A 23,159-nucleotide genomic window follows, 5' to 3' on the forward strand; every position below is an offset into this window, starting at 1 on the left:
GATAACCCGGAATGCTGGAGGTGCGACATGAGCCAATATCAACGCCTCTTTCTGATTGTCGGTCCAACCATGCGTCACACGCCGGCGATGGAGCGGGCAGTTGCACTAGCCAAAGCCACTGACGCAGTGCTGCATATCGCGGTGTTCATTGAAGACGTCGACATCTTGGGGTTGATGAGCGGGAATGAGCAATTTCGCGAAATCTGTCAGCAAGAGAACCAGAAGTGGCTGCAAGATGAAGCCCAACTGATACGTGGCAATGGCATTGCGGTGACCACCGAAGTTGTATTGGCTCGGGACGTACTTCAAGAAATCCTTCAGCATGTGAAAGACTTGCAACCGGACCTGGTTATCAAGGACGTACACCACGAATCAGCACTCAAACGCGTATTCGTCACGCCGCTGGATTGGCATCTGCTGCGCGATTGCCCGGTTGCTGTTCATCTGGTCAGCGAAGTCAGGTGTCCACTTCCGCGGGTGATTGTGGCGGCAGTGGATTTGTCGCATCCAGAGCATCAGATTAACGACCTCAATGACCGGATCATCGTGGCTGCGCAGCGGATGGCCATGCAGTGCGATGCAGAGCTGCACCTGCTGCACGCCTTCGATCCATCGCTGACACATATCTCTGACGCCGGTGCCGGCGCCGTGACGATGCCGGGCTTCAGCACCGATGTACGCCGGTCACTGAACAAATCCTTCATTACGCTGGCTGAAAACTACCGCGTGCCCTCTGAACGACAACACTTCATTGAAGGGCCGCCCACCAAAGTGATGTCCGACTTCGCGGCCCACACCCGAGCCGATGTGATCATCATGGGCGATACGCACCGTAAAGGGCTGCACAAGCTGATTGGCAGTACTACAGAGCACGTGTTGTATAAGGTGCCCTGCAATGTTTTGGCAATTAAGGCGCAAGCAGATCAGTAACGGATCCGCTTTTAGTGCACGACGGCAGCGTTGGCGGCCGAACAGGCCGCGACGCTCGGCTCGCTGAATGGGATTTTGTGAATTTCAGTCTATTCTTCCGCCTTCGAGAGCAGTTTTTCGATTAACGGCCTGGCGCCTACAAACATCTTTAAGCTATTGATAAATAATATGTTTTTATAATTTCAAGGCCCGAATATCGCGCTATAAACATTTGCTTACAAAGCAGCAGCTCGCTAAAGCCCGAGTCTGCTACTACAAGTGATAGGTTGAGCTGCCTGAATCGGCCATAAGATGCACAGCCTCGATTATGCGCATCCACCTACCCTCCCTCCCTGCCTTCTTGGCTTATGTTGCACTTTCCTGCCTGTTTGCGGCCGCATGGTTCACCCACCCTGCCCCTGTGCATTCTTCCTTTGCCCTGATGAACCCGGTGAGGGCTGTGGCTGAGCAAGTAGCCAAACCCATTTATACCAGCCGTTTTGCCTCGTCCGGGCTGGTGGACTTCGTGCATTCCTCGGCGGTAACCGCCTTGCCTGACGGTAGCCTGATGACCGTCTGGTTCGCGGGTACGCGTGAAGGCGCAGCCGACGTGCAGGTGCGCTCTGCCCGCTTCGACGCGAAAACCGGCGAATGGGGTGCGGAACAGGTATTGGCAACTCGACAGTCGACCCAACTGGGCACTGGAAAATACATTCGAAAACTGGGTAACCCGGTCGTTGCGCTCGCACCGGACAACCGGCTCTGGTTGTTCTACGTGTCCGTGTCCATGGGGGGCTGGGCCGGTAGTGCGGTTAATGTAATGGTCTCTGAAGACTATGGACGCCAATGGTCAGCTCCGCGCCAATTGATCACCTCGCCCTTCTTGAATATCAGCACCCTGGTACGGTCGGCCCCGGTGTTTCATGCCGACGGTTCCATCGGTTTACCGGTCTACCACGAATTTCTGGGCAAGTTTTCCGAGTACCTGTACTTGAGCGCAGACGGTGAGGTGATCGATAAATTCCGCATCAGCCATGGCAATAACTCATTGCAACCCACAGTCGTTCCGCTGGATGGACAGCGCGGCATCGCCTTGCTGCGTTATGCCGGCAACACCCACCATCGAGTACTGGCGACCCGCACTGAAGACGCCGGGCAAACCTGGAGCGAGCCTTATCCGCTCGATCCCTCGAATCCCAATTCCTCGTTGGCGGCCATAGCGACGCCCGAACATGGGTTGCTGGTGGCACTCAATGACCTGCAAGAGGGGCGCTTCAAACTGAGTCTTTATGGCACCGACGCAAAAATGGACGATTGGCGCTCACTGCGGGACCTCGACAAATCGCCTGATCCAGAGGGCGATACGTTTTCACCCGAGGCCTACAAGGAAATCATCGGCAGAGAGTTTCGCGGATCCAGTGGCGCACTTCGCCAACCGCTGGAAGCGCAGTTCCTGAACAACCTGGACAGCCGGGTCTGCAAGGAACAAGCCTGCAGTTTCGAATATGAATACCCGTACTTCATCCGCAGTCCCGACGGTATGTATCACCTGGTTTATTCCTGGAACAACACCTTCATCAAGCACGTCACCTTCAACGATGCATGGCTGTCGGAGCGTGCCAAATGATCAACCTTTGGCAAGCGCATCTCAGTTTCACAATGATCATCTTTCTGTTGCTGCCTTCTTTCGGCTTGAAAAGGGCCGTGCAGATCGTGCTGCTGGTTGCATTGCTGGCCGCCAGCTTTATACCGCTGGACGGCTTGTCCTTGGCGGCTTACCTGCGCAGCCACATTGATGACCTTGCGATGACGACCTTGGTGTTCATGGCGTGGGGCTGTTTGCGTCGACTGGGTTTCCTGCCGGCTGCGCAGCAGGATAAAACCCGCGTATTGATTATCTTCGCTGCGCTGGCGCTGGCGTTGTATCCGGCAACGCTGGGGTTGAGTCATCTGGACCCTTACCGGTTTGGCTTCAGCCCGCGCCCGATGCTGATCGTCTTCGCTCTGCTCACGGCAGGTCTGTTTTACCTGCGCAGCTACCTGGCCGTCGTGATGCTGGCCAGCGCGACCCTGGCCTTCATCGCAGGGGTAAAACCTTCGCACAACTATTGGGATTACCTGGTTGATCCGCTGCTGGGGCTGTATTGCTGCGCGGCACTGCTGATGCTCGCGGCGCGCTGGACGTACGGTTGGCTGAACACGCGGTTTGGCTCAGTGAAAGACTCCGGATCCATTTGAGATTCAACGACATTTTTAACAGGGGTACAGGGATGGGTTGGCTGCAATCGAGACGTTTGCATTATTGGCTAGGCGCGACAGCGATTGTGTTTGTGCTGTTTGCATTGCTGCGGGTGGTGTTCTTTTTCGGCTTCTCCGGTTTCGACGCCCGAGCATTGAGCGACGATCATACCGTCCTGGAAACCCTGGGCATCGGCTTTCGTTTCGATCTGCGTTTGGCCATCCTGGTGATGTTGCCACTGGCGTTGCTGGCCTGGATTCCTCGTTGGAATCTTGTCAGCAGCCGCCTGCTTCGCCGATTGGCACGCGTGTATCTGTCAGTCGCCCTGGGCGCCCTGCTGCTGATCTATATCGTCGATTTTGGCCATTACGCCTATCTGGGCGTACGGATCAATGCCACCGTGCTGCGCTTCATAGACGACGCGCAAATATCCCGTGACATGGTTTGGCAAACCTACCCGGTTATCTGGATTTCACTGGGGTGGCTGGCAACGGTCGCCCTGGTGACGTTGGCCCTGGTGCGCCTGGAGCGCGTGACGCTGGACCGCCCCCGTAAAGCCATTCACCCGCTCTCCGTTACATGGGGTAGCGCGTTGATGGTCGTGTTGGTGCTGTTGGGTATTTTGGGCCGTGTCGAGAACATGAACCTGGAAAACCCTGTCCCGTTGCGCTGGAGCGATGCGTTTTTCTCCGGCAATAACCAGGTCGCTGCGCTGGGCTTGAACCCGGTGATTTTCCTCTACGACACGGTCAAGGTCGGCCAGTCGCGTTATGACGAAGCGCAAGTGCGTGAACACTACGCCGTGATTGCCAAGTACCTGGGCGTGGATCAGCCCGATCTGCAAACCCTGAATTTCGTCCGTCACCAGGCGCCACAACCCTACAAGGTATCGAGCACACGGGCGCCGAACGTGATGTTTGTCATGCTCGAGTCGCTGGGTACCAGTGCCGTCGGCGCCTATGGCAACCCGATCAATCCGACACCCAACATCGATCGCCTGGCCACACAGAGCTGGTTCTTCGAGCACTTCTATGTTCCGGTCACCGGGACCGCAAAAACCGTTTGGGCCAGCATTAGCGGGGTTCCAGACGTCACTCGACAGGAAACAGCAACGCGTAATCCGCTGATCACCAAACAGCACACATTGATCAATGCCTTCACCGGTTACGAGAAGATCTACACCATTGGCGGCAACTCCGGTTGGGCCAACATGAATGCCTTGATCCGGCAAAGTATCGACGGGGTTCGTTTGTTCGAAGAGCGGGACTGGAAATCCCCGGTGGTGGATGTCTGGGGGATTTCAGATCTGGATCTGTTCAAGGAAACCGACAAGATCCTGCAAGCGCTGCCCAAGGACAAACCGTTCTTTGCCTATGTGCAGACGGCCGGTAACCATCGTCCCTTCACGATTCCCAAGAGCAATGACGGATTCGAGGTCAAGCACCCTACCCTCGCTGAAGTTCAGGCTGCGGGATCGCGCAGTGTCGAGCAGTACAACGCCGTGCGCCTGCTGGACTTCAACATCGGACGCTTGATGGAAATTGCCAAAGCAGGTGGTTACTACGACAACACCATTTTCGTGCTGTTTGGCGATCACAACACCCGTATCGCCCAGATCCCTTTCCTGGCACCGGCTTATGAGCAACTGGGTCTGGAAAGTAACGCGGTGCCCATGATCATCCATGCACCGGGCCTGCTCGGCACGCGGACCGTCAAGGAAGCTGTTGGCCTGGTGGACTTGCTGCCAACCGTGGCGGGCATGGCCGGCCTTGAGTTTCGCAACAGCGGCCTGGGGCGTGACATCCAGCAGCCTGCGCCCGAGGGTGAACGCGTAGTGCCGTTGGTGTTGCGTGAAGGCACGTTCCCGTTGATTGCGGGCGTCACTCAACACTACATGGTGCAGATGGAGCACGACGGCAGTTCGCCGACGCTGCACGATCTGGCCTCCGCGACGCCGCTGGACAACGTGGCCGGGCAAAACCCTGAAGAGTTCAAGCGCCTGGTGCAACTGACCCGCGGCATGCATGAAACGTCCAGGTTGATGTTGTACCAGAACGTGCGCAAGTAACCGGGATCGGGGTCGGCTGCCGCGCCGACCCCGATAGCGTGCCGGCACTATTGTCTAATCGCGATCCTCATCCTGCCCTTCCCTCCATTCCTCGGGATGGACCTTGAGATAGCTGCTGACAGCGACGCCTAAAGTCGGAAAAAACGCAGCTTCGCCAAACCGCTCGAATAGTCCGAAGCGCTTCAACTTGTCTTTGACAGGGTCCTTCATCTCGGCCACGCACAACGTGATGCCAGCCTCGTTCAAGGTTTGGTCCAGTTCAGCCAGCATGTCGGCGGAAGTCACATCCACGCTGGTGACCGGTTCGGCTGCTACCACCAGCCAACGAACCGGCGTGGGTGATGTCGCCACGGCGTCCAGCACTCGGTCATGGAACAGTTCTGCGTTGGCAAAAAACAACGGCGCATCCCAGCGAAACAGCACCAAGCCGGGAATAAGGCGCGCATCCGGATAACGCGTGATGTCGTGATAGCCCTGGACGCCTTTGGCGCGACCCAACACCGCAGAATACGGCCGCCAGCCATCCCATAGAAACTCGATCACTGCGACAACGATGGCCAGGCCAATGCCCTCGATGGCGCCGAATACGGCCACACCGAGCGTACAAACGATCGATAACCAGAATTCCCAGCGCTGGATACGATAGATCCGTCGCAGATCGGCGACCTCGATCAGGCCGATAGCCGAAGCGATGACCACCGCCGCCAGTGCGCTGGTGGGCAGGTTTTTCAGCAAATCCGGGGCATACACCAGCAATAAGGCAACAGACAGTGCTCCAACCACGCCGGCAAGTTGGGTTTGGGCCCCCGCCGCCTCGGCCACAGGTGTGCGTGACGAGCTGCTGCTGATTGGAAACCCCTGGAACAAACCGCCGGCAAGGTTGGCGACGCCGAGCCCTACCATCTCCTGGTTTGGGTCGACATAGGTCTTGGTCCGCGCCGCATAAACGCGCGAGAGCACACTGGTGTCGGCGAACGAGACAAGCGCAACGGCGCAACCTCCGATCACTACAGGAACGATATCGGCACGGCTGATCCAAGGGATGGCAAACGCCGGCAAGCCTTGGGGCAGCAAACCGAGGACCGCGACATTGTGGGTTGTAAGGTCAAGCACGCCAACGGCGATGGTGGCGCCTGCCACGGCGATCAGAATCCCCGGCACGCGTTTTTTGTCCTTGAGCAACAAGATGACCGCCACGGTGGCTGCACCGATCATGAAGGTGGTCCAGTTGGTTTTTCCATCCATCACCGAGGTGGCAATGGCCCACAGGTTGCGCAGCGGTCCGTCGGATTCAATCGAAAAGCCGAAAAACTTGGGTAGTTGACTGATCAATACCGTCAGTGCGATGCCGTTCATGTAGCCATAGCGGATCGGTTTGGATAGCAGTTCGGTGACAAAGCCCAGCCGTGCGACACCCGCCAGAATGCACACCACCCCCGAGACAATCGCCATCATGCCGGCAAGGGCGATCGCCCGATGCGGATCACCGCCGGACAGCGGCAAGACTACGGCGAGAATGATGGCTGCCAATGAGGAATCCGGCCCCAGCACCAGGATTCGGCTGGGGCCGAACAACGCATAAGCGAGCAATGGAACGATGGTCGCGTAAAGGCCATAAATGCCGGGCACCCCCGACGCCACCGCGTAGGCGATGCCGACGGGCACCAGCATGGTGGTGAGCACGAGTCCGGCCACAATATCACGCCGCAACCATGCCATCTTGTAGCGGCTCAACGTCCGCAGCCCAGGCAGCCAACGGCTCAAGCCGGTTTGATCGCCAGTATGCCTGTGCGTAATCCGGCCCGGTTCGGGAGCGGGTGGCGGAGCATCCGAATCGCTCATGGGACTTTAGCCCTCAGGGATAACAAACAGCGTGCGGTAGATTCATTCTGGGTCAAGTCTGCGATCTTGCTCAGTAGTGAGTGAAAAATTCAACGATGGACCAGGCAACCTGCACACTCATCGTCGACCGCACCGACTCCAATAGCGTGTCTCCCCGTGTCGCAAATTCATAAATTCTCGCCGATCACACGATGTTTTTTCTCCTGGGTCTCAGCCAATGATGCCAATGTGCCTTTATTGCACCTAACGCTGACCTCTTGATCGCCATCTATTAGCTGACTCAGGAATTACGGACTATGGGAAGCTGGAAAATCAGGACTCATCTGCTTGTGCTTACCAGCACTTTGCTTCTGGGTTTGTTGTGTGTCGGCGGGCTTGGACTCTTGGGAATGCAATCCGCGGTACGCAGTCTGGAGACTGTGTACCTCGATCGGGTCGTGCCGCTGCGGGACTTGAAAAAAATCGCCGACCTGTACGCCGTGGACATCGTCGATGCCACCCACAAGGCACGCAATGGCAACTTCACCAACGCCGAATCATTGACCCGGATAGAGCAAGCGCAGAGGGAAATCGATCAGACGTGGCGCGCGTACAAATCAACGGAACTGATCCCCGCAGAAACCCGTTTGATCGCGCAAATCGACCCGCTGATGGAAGCGACCCACGGTCCATTGCAAAACTTGCAGGGCCTGCTGCGCCAAAGCGACGCCGCCGGTCTCGCGCGTTTCGCGACAGATCAGCTGTATCCACTGATCGATCCCTTGTCAGCCAAGTTTTCCGAGTTGATCGAAGTTCAACTGGTGGAGGCCAAGAACCAGTTCGAACAGAACCAGAGCGCCTATACCTCCAGTCTCCAGCTCAGCCTGTTGATTCTGGCATTGGCACTGATCGCGGGCGTGGCCTACACGGTCTTGTTCTCCCGCCTGTTGAGCCGCCAGCTCGGTGCCGAACCGGCAGAACTGGCGGCCATCAGTTCGAACATCGCCCAAGGGAAACTCGCCGCTACACAGTTTGATCAGCAACAGTCGACGGGGGTGCTGCACTCCGTCCAGGCGATGCGCCACAGCCTGAGCGAGATGATCGGCAAGATCAGCCAGGCCTCCGGGCAGATAGAAGGTGCCACGCTGCAATTGTCTGCGTCCTCCGAACAAGGATTGAGCAGCGCCGCACTGCAAAGCGAGACAGCCTCCTCCATGGCGGCCACGGTAGAAGAGCTTTCCGTCAGCATCACTCACATCGCCGACAATGCTCGACAGGCCCAGAGCACCGCACAGAAAGCAGGCGAAATCACCAGCGAAGGCATGGAGGTCATGCAGGCCTCCATCCAGGAAATGGGCCAGATTGCCGATCTGGTGACACAAAGCTCATCGGACATCGATCAACTGGCGATTCAGTCCAACGACATCAGCCTGATTGTCGGTGTGATTCGGGGCATCGCCGAACAGACCAATCTCCTGGCCCTCAATGCCGCCATTGAAGCGGCACGCGCGGGCGAGCAAGGTCGCGGCTTCGCCGTGGTCGCCGATGAAGTGCGCAGCCTGGCCGCCCGCACAGCCCAATCCACCACGGAAATCGTTGCCTTGGTCAATGCCATACAAAGCGGCATGGTCAAAGCCAAAGACAGCATGGCCGCCGGCTGTGAACGCGTGACTCATGGTCAGAAACTGGTCGAAAGCGCGGGCCATTCCATGGGCAGGATCAAGGGTGTGCTGGACGAATCCCTTGCGGCCGTCAGTTTCATTTCGGTGTCGCTCCAGGAACAACGCGCCGCCAGTGAACAGGTCGCCTGCAACGTCGAGAAAGTAGCGCAAAGTGTGGAAGAGAACGCCACCGCCCAAAGCGGGATCGTGCGCACAACCCAAGAACTCAAGGCAATGTCCGACGGGCTGGGCGTCATGCTGCAGCGGTTCAGCTTCTAAAAGGCCTGGCCCCCGTCAAACCAGTCAACGGCAGACGGGGGCGCACCCGGTTACCGAAGATGGTCTAGGATTTAAATGGCGAGCTTTCGTCACTCACACCCTGCCGCTGTTTGTCTGGCCCACTCAAAGGGAGACGCCAACGTGAGTACCTTGAAACTTCATCCTGCCCTGGACAATGGTATCCAACCCGCCGACGCGAATTTCACCGGTGGCACCCTGCAATGCCTATGTGCGAACGACAAAGTCGAGGTCCGGATCGACGCGCAAACCCTGCATAACCACGCGTGCGGCTGCAGCAAATGCTGGAAACCGCAAAACGCGATATTCGCCGTCATTGCCGTGGTGCCTCGGGACAAGGTCAGCGTCACTGCCCACGGCGAAAAACTGGCCATTGTCGACGAAAAAGCCACCATCCAGCGCCATGCCTGCAAGCAGTGCCACGCCCATCTCTTCGGGCGCATCGAGAACAAGGACCATCCGTTTTATGGCCTGGACTTCGTCCACACCGAGCTCTCTCCCCAACGAGGATGGGCTGCGCCAGGCTTCGCGGCGTTCGTGTCCTCCATCATCGAAACCGGCACACCGCCAGCGCAAATGAAAGCCATCCGTGAGCGCCTGCGCTCTATCGGCCTGGAGCCCTATGACTGCCTGTCCCCGGATTTGATGGACGCAATGGCGACTCATGTCGCCAAACAGAAAGGCCTGCTGCCTGCCGCCTGATTGATCGGTCGCCGCGGTTTCTTCGCCGGACCGCGGCCCCCGGGCAGCTTGTTTGGGGATCTGTCGTCAGCGACGTCGAGAAATGGCAAACGCCGGCAGCGCTTCAATCCTCTGGGGGTTTCCTGAATACCAGCAGCTTCCCGGTTGCACGCTGCACCACCTTGTCATTCTGATTCAGCGTTTCCATGAACAGCGTCACCACGCCCCGATCCGGTTTGGAGGCTGACGGTTCGATGGCCTGCACCTTGCTGAACAGGCGTAACACGTCATCCGGATAAGTCGGTGTCGGCCAGCTCAGCTCGATGCCCAGGCCAATGATGCCGTCCGCCAGGGGGACGCTGGCCACCAGCATCTTCATGGTCAGGGCCGCAGTGTTCCAGCCGCTGGCCGCCAGACCGCCGAACAGACTCAACTCGGCCTCTTCGGCACTCAAATGGAAAGGTTGCGGGTCGTATTCGCGAGCAAACGCCAACATCGCTTCTTGATGGACGCGAACAGGGTCGCTTTCAAACTCCTGACCCAGACTCAGGTCATCGAGGTAGAGTTTTTCCCAGGCATGCAGGGTCATGATTCATTCCTCCGCAGTGCATTACGAATAGCCGATGTCGCTGAGATCGATCGCCACCAGCAAGGCGTGCTCATCCGCCTGACCGTCGGCCTTGCGTCGATAGGCGCGCCGCTTGCCGGGCATGCGCAAGCCGTCGGTTTCAACATAGCCATGAACGTACTGCGCGGCAGCCAGGCCACCGCTGACATCCACGTTGTAGTCGTGACGACGTAACAGAAAGTCTGCACCGAAGTAGAAATCCTGCACCGCGCAGTGCGTGGCGATTGTCTCGGGGAAGGTCACCCGCAAACGACGCCAGCGCTCCGAGCCCTCGTGCCAGGGCTCGACTTCCTCGGTCACGACACCCGGCCAGGTGAACTGGAAAGGCATGGTCAGGTACGACCAAAGCGCGTAACCGTTGAAGTACGCTCGGTGCAGGGGATCCCAGGGACTGTTTTCCCCATGGTCGCGAAAGGATTCTCTGGGTTTCGATCGCTCGGCGATTACCTTGCCGGCGGTATTTTCGATGGCGATTCGATTCGGGGTGTAGGCGGTGAATTGGTCGGCCCCACCAAAGGGCGTCACTGAGGCCCGCTGCTCATGCAGCCAGACGGTCATCTGCCGTGGCGCGCTGTCCTGGGTCAGCCCTTTCATGGCCCAGAGCGAACCCCCGGTCACGATAGTGGCGCGTACCTGGTTGAAACTGCTCCAGCGCTCCAGACCACCATGGGCGATCAGTACGCTATTGAGCAGTTCATCACCCGGTGCATTCATAGTGGCGGCCCTCCTCCCTCCGAAGGCTGATCCCGAACCCATTGCCAGAATAATTGATACCCGACCGCGAGCACCACCGGACCGATGAACAACCCGATGATGCCGCTGGTGACCATCCCGCCAAGCGCGCCGATCAGCACCACCGGCATCGGCACATCAACACCGCGCCCCAGCAGCAGCGGTTTGAGCACGTTGTCCACCAGGCCGGCAACGAAGACGAAGATGGCAAACACGATCGTCACAGTGTTGGCGCCTTCGGTGGCGAACACAAAGGCAATCACCGGAACCGTGATCAGCGTCGCCGGCAATTGCATGATGCCGAGCAACAGCACCCCAAGGGCCAGCAAACCGGCGCCGGGAATGCCCTTGAAGACAAACCCGAGCCCCACCAGCAGCATCTGGATGAACGCGATCCCGACCACGCCCAGCGCGACCGCACGGATCGTTGCGGTGCACAGCGCGGCAATTTTCGGTCCTTTGGCCGGGTCGCTGACCCGCGAGGCAATCTGCACCGCGCTGCGACTGCCGCTCTCGCCATAGGCCATGAAAATACCGGCGATGATCAAGGCGAAAATGAAGGTCAGGAAACCCATGCCGACGCCGGCCAATTTGCTCAAAAGGGACAGGCTGAAGTGCTTGATCTGCGGGAGGTATTTGGCGGTCAGGTCGGGAAGATTGGTTGAGGCTTCAAGCCACAAGTCAAACAGCGGCTGCCCCACCAATGGCCAACTGGCAATGGATTCGGCGGGGGGTGGCAGGTGAAAGTCGCCGCCCTTGACCACTTCCATCACACGGTCGACCGAGTCGGCTATCGAGGTGCCCAGAAAGTAAATCGGCAACACCAGGATGACGATGGCGATCAGGATAATCAGCGTCGCAATGCGCCCGTCATTCTGCCCCAAGGGCCCTTTCAGACGCGCCTGCAACGGGTAAAGGGTAATCGCCAGGATCAGCGACCACAGCATCAGGTCACGGAACGGGCTGAAGATTTCAAAGCAGAACAGCACCAGAACCGCGATCAACCCAGCCCGGATAAGGACATCGAGCAGCGTGCGCGTCAGCGTTTTTTCGGAGAACGAAGTGGGCTCCATGGAGGCCTCCTGATCACTGCAACGGTACGGGATCGGTTAGCCCAGCATAGTCGTTCGGCGGAAAACGCGTGGATTCAACGCAACTTCAATGGATCAACCATTCCGGCGGCAATGGCCATGCCGACCAGGTCCGGCAGGGTATTGGCCTGCATGCGTTTCATCACGCGTGAGCGGTAGAGGTCGACGGTTTTTGCGCTCACCCCCAGTTGCTCGGCGATTTCGCGGGTGGTGTAACCCTGCACCAGCGGCAACAAGACGTCGCGTTCCCGTGGGGTCAGCGTGAGCAAACGCGCCTGCAACGCTTCATGCCCCTGATTACCCGAACGGTGGGTCGCGCAAGTGCTCAGGGCCTGTTGCACGCTGTCCAGCAGCAGTTGTTCGTTGTAGGGCTTTTCAATGAAGTCGTGAGCGCCGGCCTTGAACGCACGCACCACGATCGGCACATCGGCGTGACCGCTGACGAAGATGATTGGCAGGTTCAATTCGCGCAATCGCATTTCTTCCTGCACGTTCAAGCCGCCCATGCCGGGCATGCGTACATCCAGCAGCACACAGGCTGCCAGGCTGGCATCGCAGGCATTGAGGAACTCAACACCGCTGGTAAACGGCAACGCCTTGAGGCCGACTGATTCCAGTAACCAGACCGTTGAATCGAGCATGCCTTGATCGTCATCGACCACATACACCACGTGCTCCGTCACACCCGCCATTGCATTATTCCTGTTGTTGTTTTGTTGGACCGGCAAGCGGCAAGCGACAGCACATCAGCAGCCCGACCGGTTGGCGGCGGGCCTGCAATTCGCCGCCGAAACCTTCGATGATGCTGCGGCTCATGGACAAACCGAGCCCCAGGCCATCAGCCTTGCTGGTATAGAACGGGGTAAAAATCTGCTCCAGTTCGGGCTCGCTCACGCCGGGCCCCTGGTCCTGCACCGTGATGTCCACGGTGGCGGCACTGCCCTGCCCGGCGGTCATCATAATCAGCGAGGGCTGGCCGGGATGTTGTTCGCGGTTGGCATCGATGGCATTGCGCAACAGATTGAGCAGGACTTGTTCCAGCAACACTCGATCGGCATAAACGGGCGGCAGATTATCCGGCAGACGATCCTCGATTGTCACTTGGCAATTACTCGCTTCCCAGGCACACAAACGCACGGCTTCGCGGGCGACATCGGTGACGTTCAGCGCCTGCATGCGGCGCTGGCCTTTACGCAGAAACGCACGCAAACGGCGGATCACTTCCGAGGCGTGCGTGGCGTGATGGGTGATGCGTTCCAGCCCTTGCGCAACCCGGGCGGCCGCCTGGGGGTTGGAATCCACGGTCTGCAAATAACGCTGGCTGGCGTTGGCGTAATTGACCACCGCGGCCAGCGGCTGATTGATTTCGTGGGCGATGCCCGAGGCCAGTTCACCGAGGGTGACCAGGCGCGCGGTGTGCGCCAGTTCATCCTGATGGCGGCGCTGCTGAACTTCGCGCAGTTCACGTTCGGTCATGTCCCGCGCCACCAGTGAATAGTAGCGCTCGCCACCGGCCGAACGATGCGCCAACAGCACCAGCGACACCGGCACCGATGCGCCACCGCCCGGTGGTTGCAAGCGCGCATCGGTGCTCCAGACGCCGTCGCGTTCGGCGCCGCTCCAGCCGTCACGTTGCAGACGCGTCAGGTCTGCACTGGCGAACAGTTGTGCCAGGACCGGCATCGGCTGTTGCTCGCCTATGCCGAGGATGCGGCGTGCCGCCGGGTTGAGGTAAGTGACTTGCCCCTCGGGGTCGATGAACAGCACCGGATCGGTGTTGACCTCGACGACTTCGGCCAGGCGCCGCTTGTTCTCTTCGGCCTGCACTCTGGCAGTAATGTCCCGGGAGACGCTGACCACCTCGACCACCGTGCCGGTATAGGTTTCACGAATCGCCCGACTGGCGGTTTCGAACCACAGGTAATGCCCGTTCCGATGACGAATGCGATACGTCATGGTGTGATAACCGTCCTGCTCCAGCGCATCGCGGGCACGCTGCACCAGGCTGGCCAGGTCCTGGCCATGGAACAGGCCCTGGGCCATTTGCCCGCGCAGTTCTTCCGGCCAGTAGCCGAGCAACGTCCATGATGCGGGGGAGGCATCGAGAAAACAGCCGTCCGGTGTGTGCCGGGAAATCAAGTCGGTGGTGTTCTCGATGATCAGCCGGTACAACCGCCGCGCCTGAGCCGCTTCGCGCTCGGCCAGCACTTGCGCGGTGGCGTCGCGGCAACGGGCGAGCACACGGTTGTCCTGGGGATCGGGAATGAATGTCCAGATCAGAATCTGCGTTTCGAGCTGGGCTTCGACCCCTTCAATGGCACGCTGCTGGTCCAGGCAAGCGCGCACCAGTACCCGATGGTTGACCGGCAGAAAACCGAATACGTCGCTCAGCGGCTTTTCCGCCAGCAACGCCAGCAACGCCGCGTTGAATTCCTGCGGCCGTCCCTGCGCGTCGAGCAACAGGCTCGGTTGCGGATCGTGGCCCAACAGTGGCGAGCCACGCAGCATGCCGTTGACGCTGCTGAGCAAAGTCGTGAGCAAATCCTGCACCCACCCCAGCCAATCGAAACTCACGCCTTCGCAGACTTCCACCAGCAACAACCCGGCCTGCCCAGGCGTCAACGCCAGATCGAACACTTGGCCATGGCTGATGGCGGCGCGGCGCAGTCGACCGGCCAACCAGCAATCCAGTTGCCGCACTTGCGCCAGGTCGAGGCGCCCGGCTTCCAGCAAACGCTCGAACAGCAACTGATCGCTGGCCAGCGAAGGGTCGCCCTGGCCCGGGGGAAAATGCTGGGCGGCACCTTCATGGCTGTAGATCCGCGCCTGGGGTTGCCAGCTCAGGTAAACCGCGCGACGCACCTCAGGGCAATCCTGCAAGGCCCGGCACAACGCATCGGCCCGGGCGGCCAGAGGCACGGCCTCACGCTGCAGGCGCAACCAGCTGTGCAATCGAACGGGAGTCAGGGTCATCACGGGTCCGCTTCGTTGGGGAAGCCAAGGATATACCGGCCTTGGCGATTTAACGGTAGTCATTTAGTTCAGCACGAATCAAATATAGTACATATACCATACGCCATAGGTTGTACTTCCATATCGATGGAGGATTGTTATATAAAGCACACCGGACATATAAAGGTGACCTCAGCGGCGACGCTGAAAGGCCACCGATAGAGCTAACAATCAGCCACCGAGTACCGCACATGTCGATCTATGAACAAGGGCTAGGCCCTTCGGCTGTCAATCACATCGCCTTGTCTCCGCTCAGCTTCCTTGAGCGCACGGCCAATGTTTACCCCGACTACCCCGCCGTCATCCACGGCTCGATTCGCCGTACCTGGGCGCAGACCTACACCCGTTGCCGACGCCTGGCCTCGGCGCTGGCTGGTCGCGGCATCGGCAAAGACGACACCGTGGCGGTGATGCTGCCCAATATCCCGGAAATGCTGGAAGTGCATTTTGGCGTGCCGATGATCGGCGCCGTGCTCAACCCGCTCAACGTGCGCCTGGATGCTGAAGCCATTGCGTTCATGCTCCAGCATGGCGAGGCCAAGGTGCTGATCACCGACCGCGAATTCCATAACGTGATTCACGCCGCTATCGGCATGCTTGATCACCCGCCTCTGGTCATCGACGTCAACGACCCGGAATACGGTGAAGGCCAGGCCGTCAGCGATCTGGACTATGAAGCGTTGCTGGCCGAAGGCGACCCGGCGTTCGCCTGGCAATGGCCAGCCAACGAGTGGCAAGCCATCTCGCTGAACTACACCTCCGGCACCACCGGCAATCCGAAAGGCGTGGTCTATCACCACCGCGGCGCTTATTTGAATGCCTTGGGCAACCAGATGACCTGGGCGATGGGCAACCATCCGGTGTACCTCTGGACCCTGCCGATGTTCCATTGCAATGGCTGGTGCTACCCGTGGACCATCACCGCGCTCGCCGGTGTTCACGTGTTCCTGCGCCGGGTCGATCCGCAGAAAATCCTCACGCTGATTCGCGAACATCAGGTCACGCACCTGTGCGGCGCACCGATCGTGCTCAACGCGCTGGTCAACATGCCGGAATCGGCGAAGGCGGCCATCGATCACCCGGTCAACGCCATGGTCGCCGGTGCTGCGCCGCCAGCCAAAGTCATTGGCGCCGTGGAGGAAATGGGCATCAAGGTCACCCATGTCTACGGCCTGACGGAAACCTATGGTCCGGTGACCCTCTGCGCCTGGCATGCCGAATGGGACGAACTGCCGCTGGAAGAACGGGCGCAGATCAAATCCCGTCAGGGCGTGCGCTACCCGACGCTCGAAGGTGTGATGGTCGGCGATTCGAAGACGCTGGAACCGACCCCGCGCGATGGCCAGACCATCGGTGAAGTGTTCATGCGCGGCAACACCGTGATGAAGGGCTACCTGAAAAACCCGACGGCCACCGCCGAAGCATTCGAGGGTGGCTGGTTTCACACTGGCGACCTGGCGGTGTGTCACCCCGACGGTTATGTCGAGATCAAAGACCGCCTCAAAGACATCATCATTTCCGGTGGCGAGAACATTTCCACCATCGAACTCGAAGGCGTGCTCTATCGCCATCCGGGGGTGATGGAAGCCGCCGTGGTCGCCCGCCCCGATGAAAAATGGGGCGAAACGCCCTGCGCCTTCATCACCTTGAAGGCTGATCACCAGGACGTTCGCGAGGCCGACATCATCAGCTTCTGCCGCGAGCATCTGGCCGGTTTCAAAGTCCCGCGCACGGTGATTTTCACCCTCCTGCCGAAGACATCCACCGGCAAGATCCAGAAGTACGTACTGCGCGACAGGGCCAAGGCCCTCTAACCCTCACCGACGTTTTACCTATCAGGCGGCAGGTGTCTTACCTGCCGCCTCGGGCTCGTGCAGGCCGGATTCGGCCTGCCCTGCCCCCACACACCGATAACAACAACAATGTGGAGCGCATCATGATCGACATCCATGCAACCGATACCCAACGCTGTGAACGTATTCGGACCAACCCGAAATTCCTGCAACTGGTCAGCAGTCGCTCGCGCCTGGCCTGGTCGTTGAGTGCTGCGGTGCTGGGCACTTATTACCTGTTCATGTTCGTGGTGGCGTTTGCCCCGCAATGGCTGCACGCGCCGCTCGGCGAGCACCGGATGTTGACCCTCGGCATGCCGGTTGGCGCGGCGATCATTGTTTTTTCCTGGTTGCTGACCGGTTGGTACGTCTACAGCGCCAACACGCGCTTCGATGCGCTGGGTTCGGCCATTCTTGAGGAGAGCAAGTGATGCGTAAACTCATCCTCGCCGCAGCCTGCCTGTTGCCGGCCTCCGTTGTATTCGCTGCACCCGCGTTGGGAACCATCGAAAAACAACCGCTGAACCTGCATGCGATCGGCATGTTCTTCGTGTTCGTTCTCGGCACATTGGCCATCACCTGGTGGGCCGCGCGCCAGACCAAATCCACCTCGGACTTCTACACCGCCGGCGGTGGCATCACCGGGTTTCAGAACGGCTTGGCGATTGCCGGCGACTACATGTCCGCGGCTACGCTGCTGGGGCTGTCCAGCCTGGTGTTCGCCAAGGGGTACGACGGTTTCATCTACACCATCGGCTTCTTTGTCGGTTGGCCGATCATCACCTTCCTGATGGCCGAGCGGCTGCGCAATCTGGGGCGCTACACCTTTGCCGACATCGTCTCCTACCGGCTGGACCAGAACAAAGTGCGGATTTTCGCTGCATTCGGTTCGTTGACGGTGGTGTGTTGCTACCTGATCGTGCAGATGGTCGGTGCCGGCCAGTTGATCAAATTGCTGTTCGGCCTCGACTACCCGGTAGCGGTGGTGATCGTCGGCGCGTTGATGCTGGTGTATGTGATCTTCGGCGGCATGATCGCAACGACCTGGGTGCAAATCATCAAGGCTGTGTTGCTGCTCGCCGGCGGCACGACTCTCGCGGGCATGGCCATGTCGCAGTTCGGTTTCAGCTACGAAACCCTGGCCACCAAAGCGGTCGAAGCGCATGCCAGCGGCTGGAATATCATGGGCCCCGGCTCAATGCTCGCCGACCCGATCAACACCGCGTCAATGTCTCTCGGCCTGGTATTCGGCATTGCCGGTCTGCCGCACATTCTGATGCGCTTCTTCACCGTACCCAACGCCAGGGAAGCGCGTAAATCGGTGTTCTACGCCACCGGTTTCATCGGTTTCTTCTTCCTCGTGGTCTGCACCCTGGGCTTCGCCGCGATGGTGATCATCGGCACCGATCCGCAGTACTACGTCAACGGTGAAGTGGGCGGCGCCTTGATTGGCGGCGGCAACATGGTCGCGATGCACTTGGCCAAAGCGGTAGGCGGCAACCTGTTCCTCGGGTTCCTCTCGGCCGTGGCGTTCGCCACCATCCTTGCGGTGGTCTCCGGGCTGGCCCTGGCCGGTGCGTCGGCGATTTCCCACGACCTCTACGCCACCGTCTTCAAGAAAGGCAACGCCACCCAGAAACAGGAAATGCGCGTCACCCGCATGGCCACCGTGGGCCTGGGCATCATCGCGATTCTGCTGGGCATCCTGTTCGAGAAGATGAACGTCGCGTTCCTGGTCGGCCTGACCTTCGGTATCGCTGCCTCGACCAACTTCCCGGTACTGATCATGGCCATGTACTGGAAAGGCCTGACCACCAAAGGCGCGATCATCGGCGGTTTTGCCGGCCTGATCTGCGCGCTGGTGCTAGTGATCCTGTCCCCGGCCGTGTGGGTGACCGTGCTCGGTCATGCTCACGCCATCTTCCCGTACGACCACCCGGCGCTGTTTTCCATGCCGCTGGCGTTCCTGGTGATTGTCGTCGTGTCCCGACTCGACCGCAGTGTGCGGGCCGACAAGGAACGTGACGCCTACGCCGACCAGTTCGTGCGCGCTCAGACCGGTCTCGGTGCTGCCAGCGCTTCCAGTCATTGATTGAAAGGCACGGCGCCCGGTTGCGGCGCCGTGCACAACCGTCCTGTCGAGGTTCACGTTATGCCCGAATTCAAAGCCCCCCTGCGCGATCTGCGCTTCGTCCTGCATGAGGTGTTCGACGCCCCGGCCCTGTGGGCACGCCTGCCTGCCCTGGCTGACAACATCGATGCCGGCATCGCCGACGCGATCCTTGAGGAAGCGGGGAAAGTCACCGCGCACCTGATCGCACCCTTGAACCGCAGCGGCGACGAAGAAGGCGCACAGTGGCATGAAGGTCAGGTGACCACGCCCATCGGCTTCAAACAGGCTTATGCCACGTACATCGAGGGTGGCTGGGTCGGCCTGTCCGGTAATCCCGAGTACGGCGGCATGGGCATGCCGAAAATGCTCGCCGTGCAGTTTGAAGAAATGCTCTACGGCGCCAATTCCAGTTTCGCGCTGTATTCGGCATTGAGTTCCGGTGCGTGCCTGGCGCTGGATGCCCACGCCAGCGAGACCTTGAAAGACCTGTACCTGCCGCCGATGTATGAAGGTCGCTGGGCCGGCTCCATGTGCCTGACCGAAGCCCATGCCGGCACCGATCTGGGGATCATCCGCACCCGCGCCGAACCTCGGGCGGATGGCAGTTTCAGCATCACCGGCAGCAAGATATTCATCACCGGCGGCGATCAGGACCTGACCGAAAACATCGTCCATCTGGTGTTGGCAAAACTGCCCGACGCGCCGGCCGGACCGAAAGGCATCTCGCTGTTTGTGGTGCCCAAAGTGCTGGTCAATGCCGACGGTTCCCTTGGCCGGGCCAACGCCGTAAGTTGCGGTTCGATCGAACACAAGATGGGCATCAAGGCCTCGGCCACCTGTGTGATGAATTTCGACGGTGCCAGCGGCTGGCTGGTGGGCGAAGCCAACAAAGGCCTCGCAGCGATGTTCACCATGATGAACTACGAACGCCTGTCCATCGGTATTCAGGGCATTGGCTGCGCCGAAGCGTCCTATCAGAGTGCGGTGGCCTACGCCCGTGAACGCATTCAGAGCCGCGCCCCGACCGGCACCGTGGCCCCGGACAAAGTCGCCGATCCGATCATCGTCCACCCCGATGTGCGCCGCATGCTGCTCAGCATGAAAGCCATGACTGAAGGTGGCCGCGCGTTTGCCAGTTATGTCGGGCAGCAGCTCGATCTGGCGAAATTTTCCGACGATGCGCAAGAACGCGAGAGCGCCCAGAGCCTGGTCGCGCTGCTGACGCCGATTGCCAAGGCCTTCTTCACCGACACCGGTCTGGAGAGCTGCATCAACGGCCAGCAAGTGTTCGGTGGCCATGGCTACATCCGCGAATGGGGCCAGGAACAATTGGTCCGCGATGTGCGCATCGCGCAGATCTACGAAGGCACCAACGGTATTCAGGCGCTGGACCTGCTCGGGCGCAAAGTGCTGGCCGATAACGGTTTCGCGTTGCGTCAGTTCACCGGCCAGATTCGGCATTTCGCCCACCAGCCTGACGCGCCCTACAGCGCGCAACTGTTCGATGCCGTGCAGCGCCTGGAAGACCTGAGCGACTGGTTGCAGGACCGGGCAGCGACCAACCGCAACGAAGTCGGCGCCGCTTCCGTGGAGTATTTGCACCTGTTCGGGTATGTGGCCTACGCCTGGCTGTGGGCGCGCATGGCGCAGGTTGCCCGGCAAAAGCGAACCGACGACGAAGACTTTTACGGTGCGAAGATCGCCACCGCCGACTTCTACTTCCATCGCCTGCTGCCGCGCATTTTGAGCCTCGAACAATCGATTCGCGCCGGCAGTGCCTCGTTGTTCGGTCTGAGCGCCGAGCAGTTCTAACGATTGAACCGCACGCGGCGCCACGCTCCTCTCTTTTCGGCGCTCGCGTTTTTTCTTGGTAAGCCCTCGCCCGGTTGGCGAGGGTCGCGCAAGCCGTCATTTCATAATAAAAACAAAGGGGCTTCACATGGATCGCAACACCCGCACTCTCGCTACCCGACTGTTGCTGGCCGGCGGCGTCATCAGCCTCTCGGCCCCCGCCGCTGCTGACTTTATCAAGGACAGCAAGGCCAGCCTTGAGCTACGCAACTTCTACTTCAACCGTGACTATCGTCAGACCAACGCGGCGCAATCGAAACAGGAGGAATGGGCGCAAGGCTTCCTGTTGCGCTACGAATCCGGCTTTACCGAGGGGCTGATCGGGGTCGGTTTCGATGCGATCGGCCTGGTAGGCGTCAAACTCGACTCCAGCCCGGATCGCGCCGGCTCCGGCCTGCTCCAGCGCCATCGCGACACGCGCAAAGGCGCGCAGGACGAATACGGTGAACTGGGCCTGACCGCCAAACTGCGCGCATCCAAGAGCACATTGAAACTGGGCACATTGCTGCCCAAGCTGCCGACGGTATTGGCCAACGATTCACGGCTGTTGCCGCAAACCTTCAAGGGCGGCCAACTGACTTCGCTGGAAGTCGAAGGCCTGACCGTGGATGCCGGACGGCTGACGCAGGTCAACCAGCGCGACTCCTCGGACTATGAGGACATGGGCATCACCCGAACCGGCGCCAAGGGCATCACCAGCCGCCATTTGGACAGCGACAGCTTCGATTTCGCCAGCCTGAACTACAAATGGACCAGCAACCTCGCCACTGGTTATAGCTACGGCCACCTCGACAATTTCTACAGCCAGCACCTGGTCAACCTGACCTACGTGTTGCCGGTCACCGTCGGTCAATCGTTGAAGACTGATCTGCGGTTCGCACGCTCCATCGATGATGGCGGCAGTAATGTCGACAACAAGGCAATTGGCGCCATGTTCACCTACAACCTCGGTGGGCATGCATTCGGCCTGGGCTATCAAGGCATGAGCGGCGACACCGGGTATGCCTACATCAATGGCACCGATGCGTTCCTGGTGAACTTCGTACAGATCGGCGACTTTGCCAGCAAGGACGAAAAATCCTGGCAGGCCCGTTACGACTACAACTTTGCCGCCCTCGGCATTCCCGGCCTGACGTTCATGACCCGCTACATCAACGGTACCGATATAGACCTGGGTAACAACCGCCCTGAAGGCAAGGAATGGGAGCGCGATACCGATATCGGGTATGTCGTGCAGAGCGGACCGCTGAAAAACGTCGGGGTGAAATGGCGCAATGCGACGGTGCGCTCGACAAATTTTGGCAGTGATCTGGATGAAAACCGGTTGATCGTCAGTTACACGTTGCCGATCTGGTAAGGCGCTATAACGGCCACCATTGTTTCGCCAGCAAGCCGGCTCCTACAGGGGGGGGCGTACACCCCGATCCTGTAGGAACTGGCTAGCCTCCCCCGCAAGAAAGTCAAAACACAGCACATCGGTTCAATATCCCCGTCCGACTCTACGCCACCATGGCCTCCTCACTCACCCCGTAAGGACATCGCCATGGCTATCGCAAAAGCAGTACCCGGCAAAACCCTGCTGACCCCAACCGACCACACGCTGATCATGATCGATCACCAGTCGCAAATGTCCTTTGCGACCAAGTCGATCGACGCCGTGACCCTGCGCAACAATGCCGCGCTGGTGGCCAAGGCGGCGCGCGGCTTCAAGGTCTCGACCATCCTCACCACCGTTGCCGAAAAAAGCTTCTCCGGCCCGATCTTCGACGAAATCAAATCGGTGTTCCCGGAACACAACGTCATCGACCGCACCAGCATGAACACCTGGGAAGACGAGCGCATTGCCGTTGAAGTGAATAAGTTCGGCAAACAGAAAATCGTCCTCGCCGGCCTGTGGACCTCCGTTTGCATCGTCGGCCCGGCGCTGTCGGCCATCGACCAGGGTTTTGAGGTGTACGTGATTGCCGACGCCTGTGGCGACGTCACCACCGAAGCCCATGAAATGGCGATGCAGCGCATGATCCAGATCGGCGCGCGGCCGATGACTTCGTTGCAATACCTGCTTGAATTGCAGCGCGACTGGGCACGTACCGAGACCTACGACGAAACCGTGAAAACCTCGATCGCCAACGGCGGTTCTTACGGTCTGGGCCTGATCTACGCCAAGACCATGTTCGGCGCCTCCGAAGGTCATTAAGTAACAACGCGGCTCCGGGGTTCCGGA

18 protein-coding genes are annotated in these 23,159 nt (G+C 59.5%); 12 read left to right on the forward strand and 6 right to left on the reverse strand.

Going from position 1 to position 23,159, the window contains the following annotated elements; genetic code table 11:
* The first annotated feature begins 27 nt into the window (after positions 1-27).
* The 4 genes from KGB25_RS03970 to KGB25_RS03985 all read left to right on the forward strand — a co-directional run bounded on the left by KGB25_RS03970 (position 28) and on the right by KGB25_RS03985 (position 5,216).
* Entirely contained in the window at positions 28-930 is a 903-nt protein-coding gene (locus KGB25_RS03970) for a universal stress protein (RefSeq protein WP_223434305.1), read from the forward strand.
* Between the two features lie 307 nt (positions 931-1,237).
* On the forward strand, positions 1,238-2,536 hold the full coding sequence (locus KGB25_RS03975; RefSeq protein ID WP_223434306.1) for a sialidase family protein: 1,299 nt from the start codon (positions 1,238-1,240) through the stop codon (positions 2,534-2,536).
* On the forward strand, positions 2,533-3,147 hold the full coding sequence (locus KGB25_RS03980; protein ID WP_223434307.1) for a hypothetical protein: 615 nt from the start codon (positions 2,533-2,535) through the stop codon (positions 3,145-3,147). Before KGB25_RS03975 ends, KGB25_RS03980 begins: the two co-directional genes overlap by 4 nt.
* A gap of 32 nt (positions 3,148-3,179) precedes the next feature.
* Positions 3,180-5,216, forward strand: coding sequence for an LTA synthase family protein (locus KGB25_RS03985; RefSeq protein ID WP_223434308.1), 2,037 nt, complete (start codon positions 3,180-3,182; stop codon positions 5,214-5,216).
* 54 nt (positions 5,217-5,270) lie between these two features.
* On the opposite strand, the gene KGB25_RS03990 is transcribed toward KGB25_RS03985, so the two are convergent.
* Positions 5,271-7,058: a SulP family inorganic anion transporter gene (locus KGB25_RS03990; protein ID WP_223434309.1), complete on the reverse strand. Its 1,788-nt coding sequence runs from the start codon at positions 7,056-7,058 to the stop codon at positions 5,271-5,273.
* A 296-nt stretch (positions 7,059-7,354) separates the two neighbouring features.
* Here KGB25_RS03990 and KGB25_RS03995 point away from each other — a divergent pair, with 296 nt between their 5' ends.
* Together KGB25_RS03995 and gfa are read left to right on the forward strand one after the other, a co-directional pair.
* Positions 7,355-8,977, forward strand: a complete 1,623-nt coding sequence (locus tag KGB25_RS03995; RefSeq protein WP_223434310.1) for a methyl-accepting chemotaxis protein — start codon at positions 7,355-7,357, stop codon at positions 8,975-8,977.
* Positions 8,978-9,118: 141 nt separating this feature from the next.
* Positions 9,119-9,697 carry an S-(hydroxymethyl)glutathione synthase gene (gfa, locus tag KGB25_RS04000; RefSeq protein WP_192227174.1) on the forward strand — a complete coding sequence of 193 codons (579 nt, stop codon included), beginning with the start codon at positions 9,119-9,121 and terminating at the stop codon, positions 9,695-9,697.
* A gap of 103 nt (positions 9,698-9,800) precedes the next feature.
* On the opposite strand, the gene KGB25_RS04005 is transcribed toward gfa, so the two are convergent.
* The 5 genes from KGB25_RS04005 to KGB25_RS04025 all read right to left on the reverse strand — a co-directional run bounded on the left by KGB25_RS04005 (position 9,801) and on the right by KGB25_RS04025 (position 15,100).
* Entirely contained in the window at positions 9,801-10,265 is a 465-nt protein-coding gene (locus tag KGB25_RS04005; RefSeq protein WP_008026361.1) for a MaoC family dehydratase, read from the reverse strand.
* A gap of 21 nt (positions 10,266-10,286) precedes the next feature.
* Positions 10,287-11,018, reverse strand: coding sequence for a hypothetical protein (locus KGB25_RS04010; RefSeq protein WP_223434311.1), 732 nt, complete (start codon positions 11,016-11,018; stop codon positions 10,287-10,289).
* Positions 11,015-12,109, reverse strand: coding sequence for an AI-2E family transporter (locus tag KGB25_RS04015; protein WP_008041498.1), 1,095 nt, complete (start codon positions 12,107-12,109; stop codon positions 11,015-11,017). The genes KGB25_RS04010 and KGB25_RS04015 overlap by 4 nt, the downstream gene beginning before the upstream one ends.
* Before the next feature lie 74 nt (positions 12,110-12,183).
* Positions 12,184-12,819 carry a response regulator transcription factor gene (locus KGB25_RS04020; protein ID WP_008026356.1) on the reverse strand — a complete coding sequence of 212 codons (636 nt, stop codon included), beginning with the start codon at positions 12,817-12,819 and terminating at the stop codon, positions 12,184-12,186.
* A gap of 4 nt (positions 12,820-12,823) precedes the next feature.
* The gene (locus KGB25_RS04025) at positions 12,824-15,100 is read right to left on the reverse strand and encodes a PAS domain S-box protein (protein ID WP_223434312.1); all 2,277 of its coding nucleotides are present in this window, start codon (positions 15,098-15,100) and stop codon (positions 12,824-12,826) included.
* 230 nt (positions 15,101-15,330) lie between these two features.
* On the opposite strand from KGB25_RS04025, the gene KGB25_RS04030 reads away from it, so the two are divergent.
* The 6 genes from KGB25_RS04030 to KGB25_RS04055 all read left to right on the forward strand — a co-directional run bounded on the left by KGB25_RS04030 (position 15,331) and on the right by KGB25_RS04055 (position 23,132).
* Positions 15,331-16,953: an acyl-CoA synthetase gene (locus KGB25_RS04030; protein WP_008041494.1), complete on the forward strand. Its 1,623-nt coding sequence runs from the start codon at positions 15,331-15,333 to the stop codon at positions 16,951-16,953.
* Between the two features lie 122 nt (positions 16,954-17,075).
* Positions 17,076-17,402, forward strand: a complete 327-nt coding sequence (locus KGB25_RS04035) for a DUF485 domain-containing protein (protein ID WP_008041492.1) — start codon at positions 17,076-17,078, stop codon at positions 17,400-17,402.
* A complete protein-coding gene (locus KGB25_RS04040; protein ID WP_223434313.1) occupies positions 17,402-19,063 on the forward strand; it encodes a cation acetate symporter in 1,662 nt (553 codons plus the stop codon). Before KGB25_RS04035 ends, KGB25_RS04040 begins: the two co-directional genes overlap by 1 nt.
* Positions 19,064-19,123: 60 nt before the next feature.
* A complete protein-coding gene (locus KGB25_RS04045) occupies positions 19,124-20,896 on the forward strand; it encodes an acyl-CoA dehydrogenase C-terminal domain-containing protein (protein ID WP_223434314.1) in 1,773 nt (590 codons plus the stop codon).
* A 127-nt stretch (positions 20,897-21,023) separates the two neighbouring features.
* Positions 21,024-22,292 (forward strand): OprD family porin, encoded by a 1,269-nt coding sequence (locus KGB25_RS04050; protein ID WP_008041484.1) that lies wholly within the window; start codon positions 21,024-21,026, stop codon positions 22,290-22,292.
* Between the two features lie 186 nt (positions 22,293-22,478).
* Positions 22,479-23,132 carry a hydrolase gene (locus KGB25_RS04055; protein WP_008041483.1) on the forward strand — a complete coding sequence of 218 codons (654 nt, stop codon included), beginning with the start codon at positions 22,479-22,481 and terminating at the stop codon, positions 23,130-23,132.
* Positions 23,133-23,159 lie beyond the last annotated feature (27 nt).

Source organism: Pseudomonas sp. BF-RE-21 (assembly GCF_019947305.1).
GTDB classification, from domain to species: Bacteria; Pseudomonadota; Gammaproteobacteria; order Pseudomonadales; family Pseudomonadaceae; genus Aquipseudomonas; species Aquipseudomonas migulae.

Bases quoted from the DNA above. Each gene is read 5' to 3' on its own strand.
- KGB25_RS03970 (WP_223434305.1), top strand. From the start codon at position 28: ATGAGCCAATATCAACGCCTCTTTCTGATTGTCGGTCCAACCATGCGT.
- KGB25_RS03975 (WP_223434306.1), top strand. From the start codon at position 1,238: ATGCGCATCCACCTACCCTCCCTCCCTGCCTTCTTGGCTTATGTTGCA.
- KGB25_RS03980 (WP_223434307.1), top strand. From the start codon at position 2,533: ATGATCAACCTTTGGCAAGCGCATCTCAGTTTCACAATGATCATCTTT.
- KGB25_RS03985 (WP_223434308.1), top strand. From the start codon at position 3,180: ATGGGTTGGCTGCAATCGAGACGTTTGCATTATTGGCTAGGCGCGACA.
- KGB25_RS03990 (WP_223434309.1), bottom strand. From the start codon at position 7,058: ATGAGCGATTCGGATGCTCCGCCACCCGCTCCCGAACCGGGCCGGATT.
- KGB25_RS03995 (WP_223434310.1), top strand. From the start codon at position 7,355: ATGGGAAGCTGGAAAATCAGGACTCATCTGCTTGTGCTTACCAGCACT.
- KGB25_RS04005 (WP_008026361.1), bottom strand. From the start codon at position 10,265: ATGACCCTGCATGCCTGGGAAAAACTCTACCTCGATGACCTGAGTCTG.
- KGB25_RS04010 (WP_223434311.1), bottom strand. From the start codon at position 11,018: ATGAATGCACCGGGTGATGAACTGCTCAATAGCGTACTGATCGCCCAT.
- KGB25_RS04015 (WP_008041498.1), bottom strand. From the start codon at position 12,109: ATGGAGCCCACTTCGTTCTCCGAAAAAACGCTGACGCGCACGCTGCTC.
- KGB25_RS04020 (WP_008026356.1), bottom strand. From the start codon at position 12,819: ATGGCGGGTGTGACGGAGCACGTGGTGTATGTGGTCGATGACGATCAA.
- KGB25_RS04025 (WP_223434312.1), bottom strand. From the start codon at position 15,100: ATGACCCTGACTCCCGTTCGATTGCACAGCTGGTTGCGCCTGCAGCGT.
- KGB25_RS04030 (WP_008041494.1), top strand. From the start codon at position 15,331: ATGTCGATCTATGAACAAGGGCTAGGCCCTTCGGCTGTCAATCACATC.
- KGB25_RS04035 (WP_008041492.1), top strand. From the start codon at position 17,076: ATGATCGACATCCATGCAACCGATACCCAACGCTGTGAACGTATTCGG.
- KGB25_RS04040 (WP_223434313.1), top strand. From the start codon at position 17,402: ATGCGTAAACTCATCCTCGCCGCAGCCTGCCTGTTGCCGGCCTCCGTT.
- KGB25_RS04045 (WP_223434314.1), top strand. From the start codon at position 19,124: ATGCCCGAATTCAAAGCCCCCCTGCGCGATCTGCGCTTCGTCCTGCAT.
- KGB25_RS04050 (WP_008041484.1), top strand. From the start codon at position 21,024: ATGGATCGCAACACCCGCACTCTCGCTACCCGACTGTTGCTGGCCGGC.
- KGB25_RS04055 (WP_008041483.1), top strand. From the start codon at position 22,479: ATGGCTATCGCAAAAGCAGTACCCGGCAAAACCCTGCTGACCCCAACC.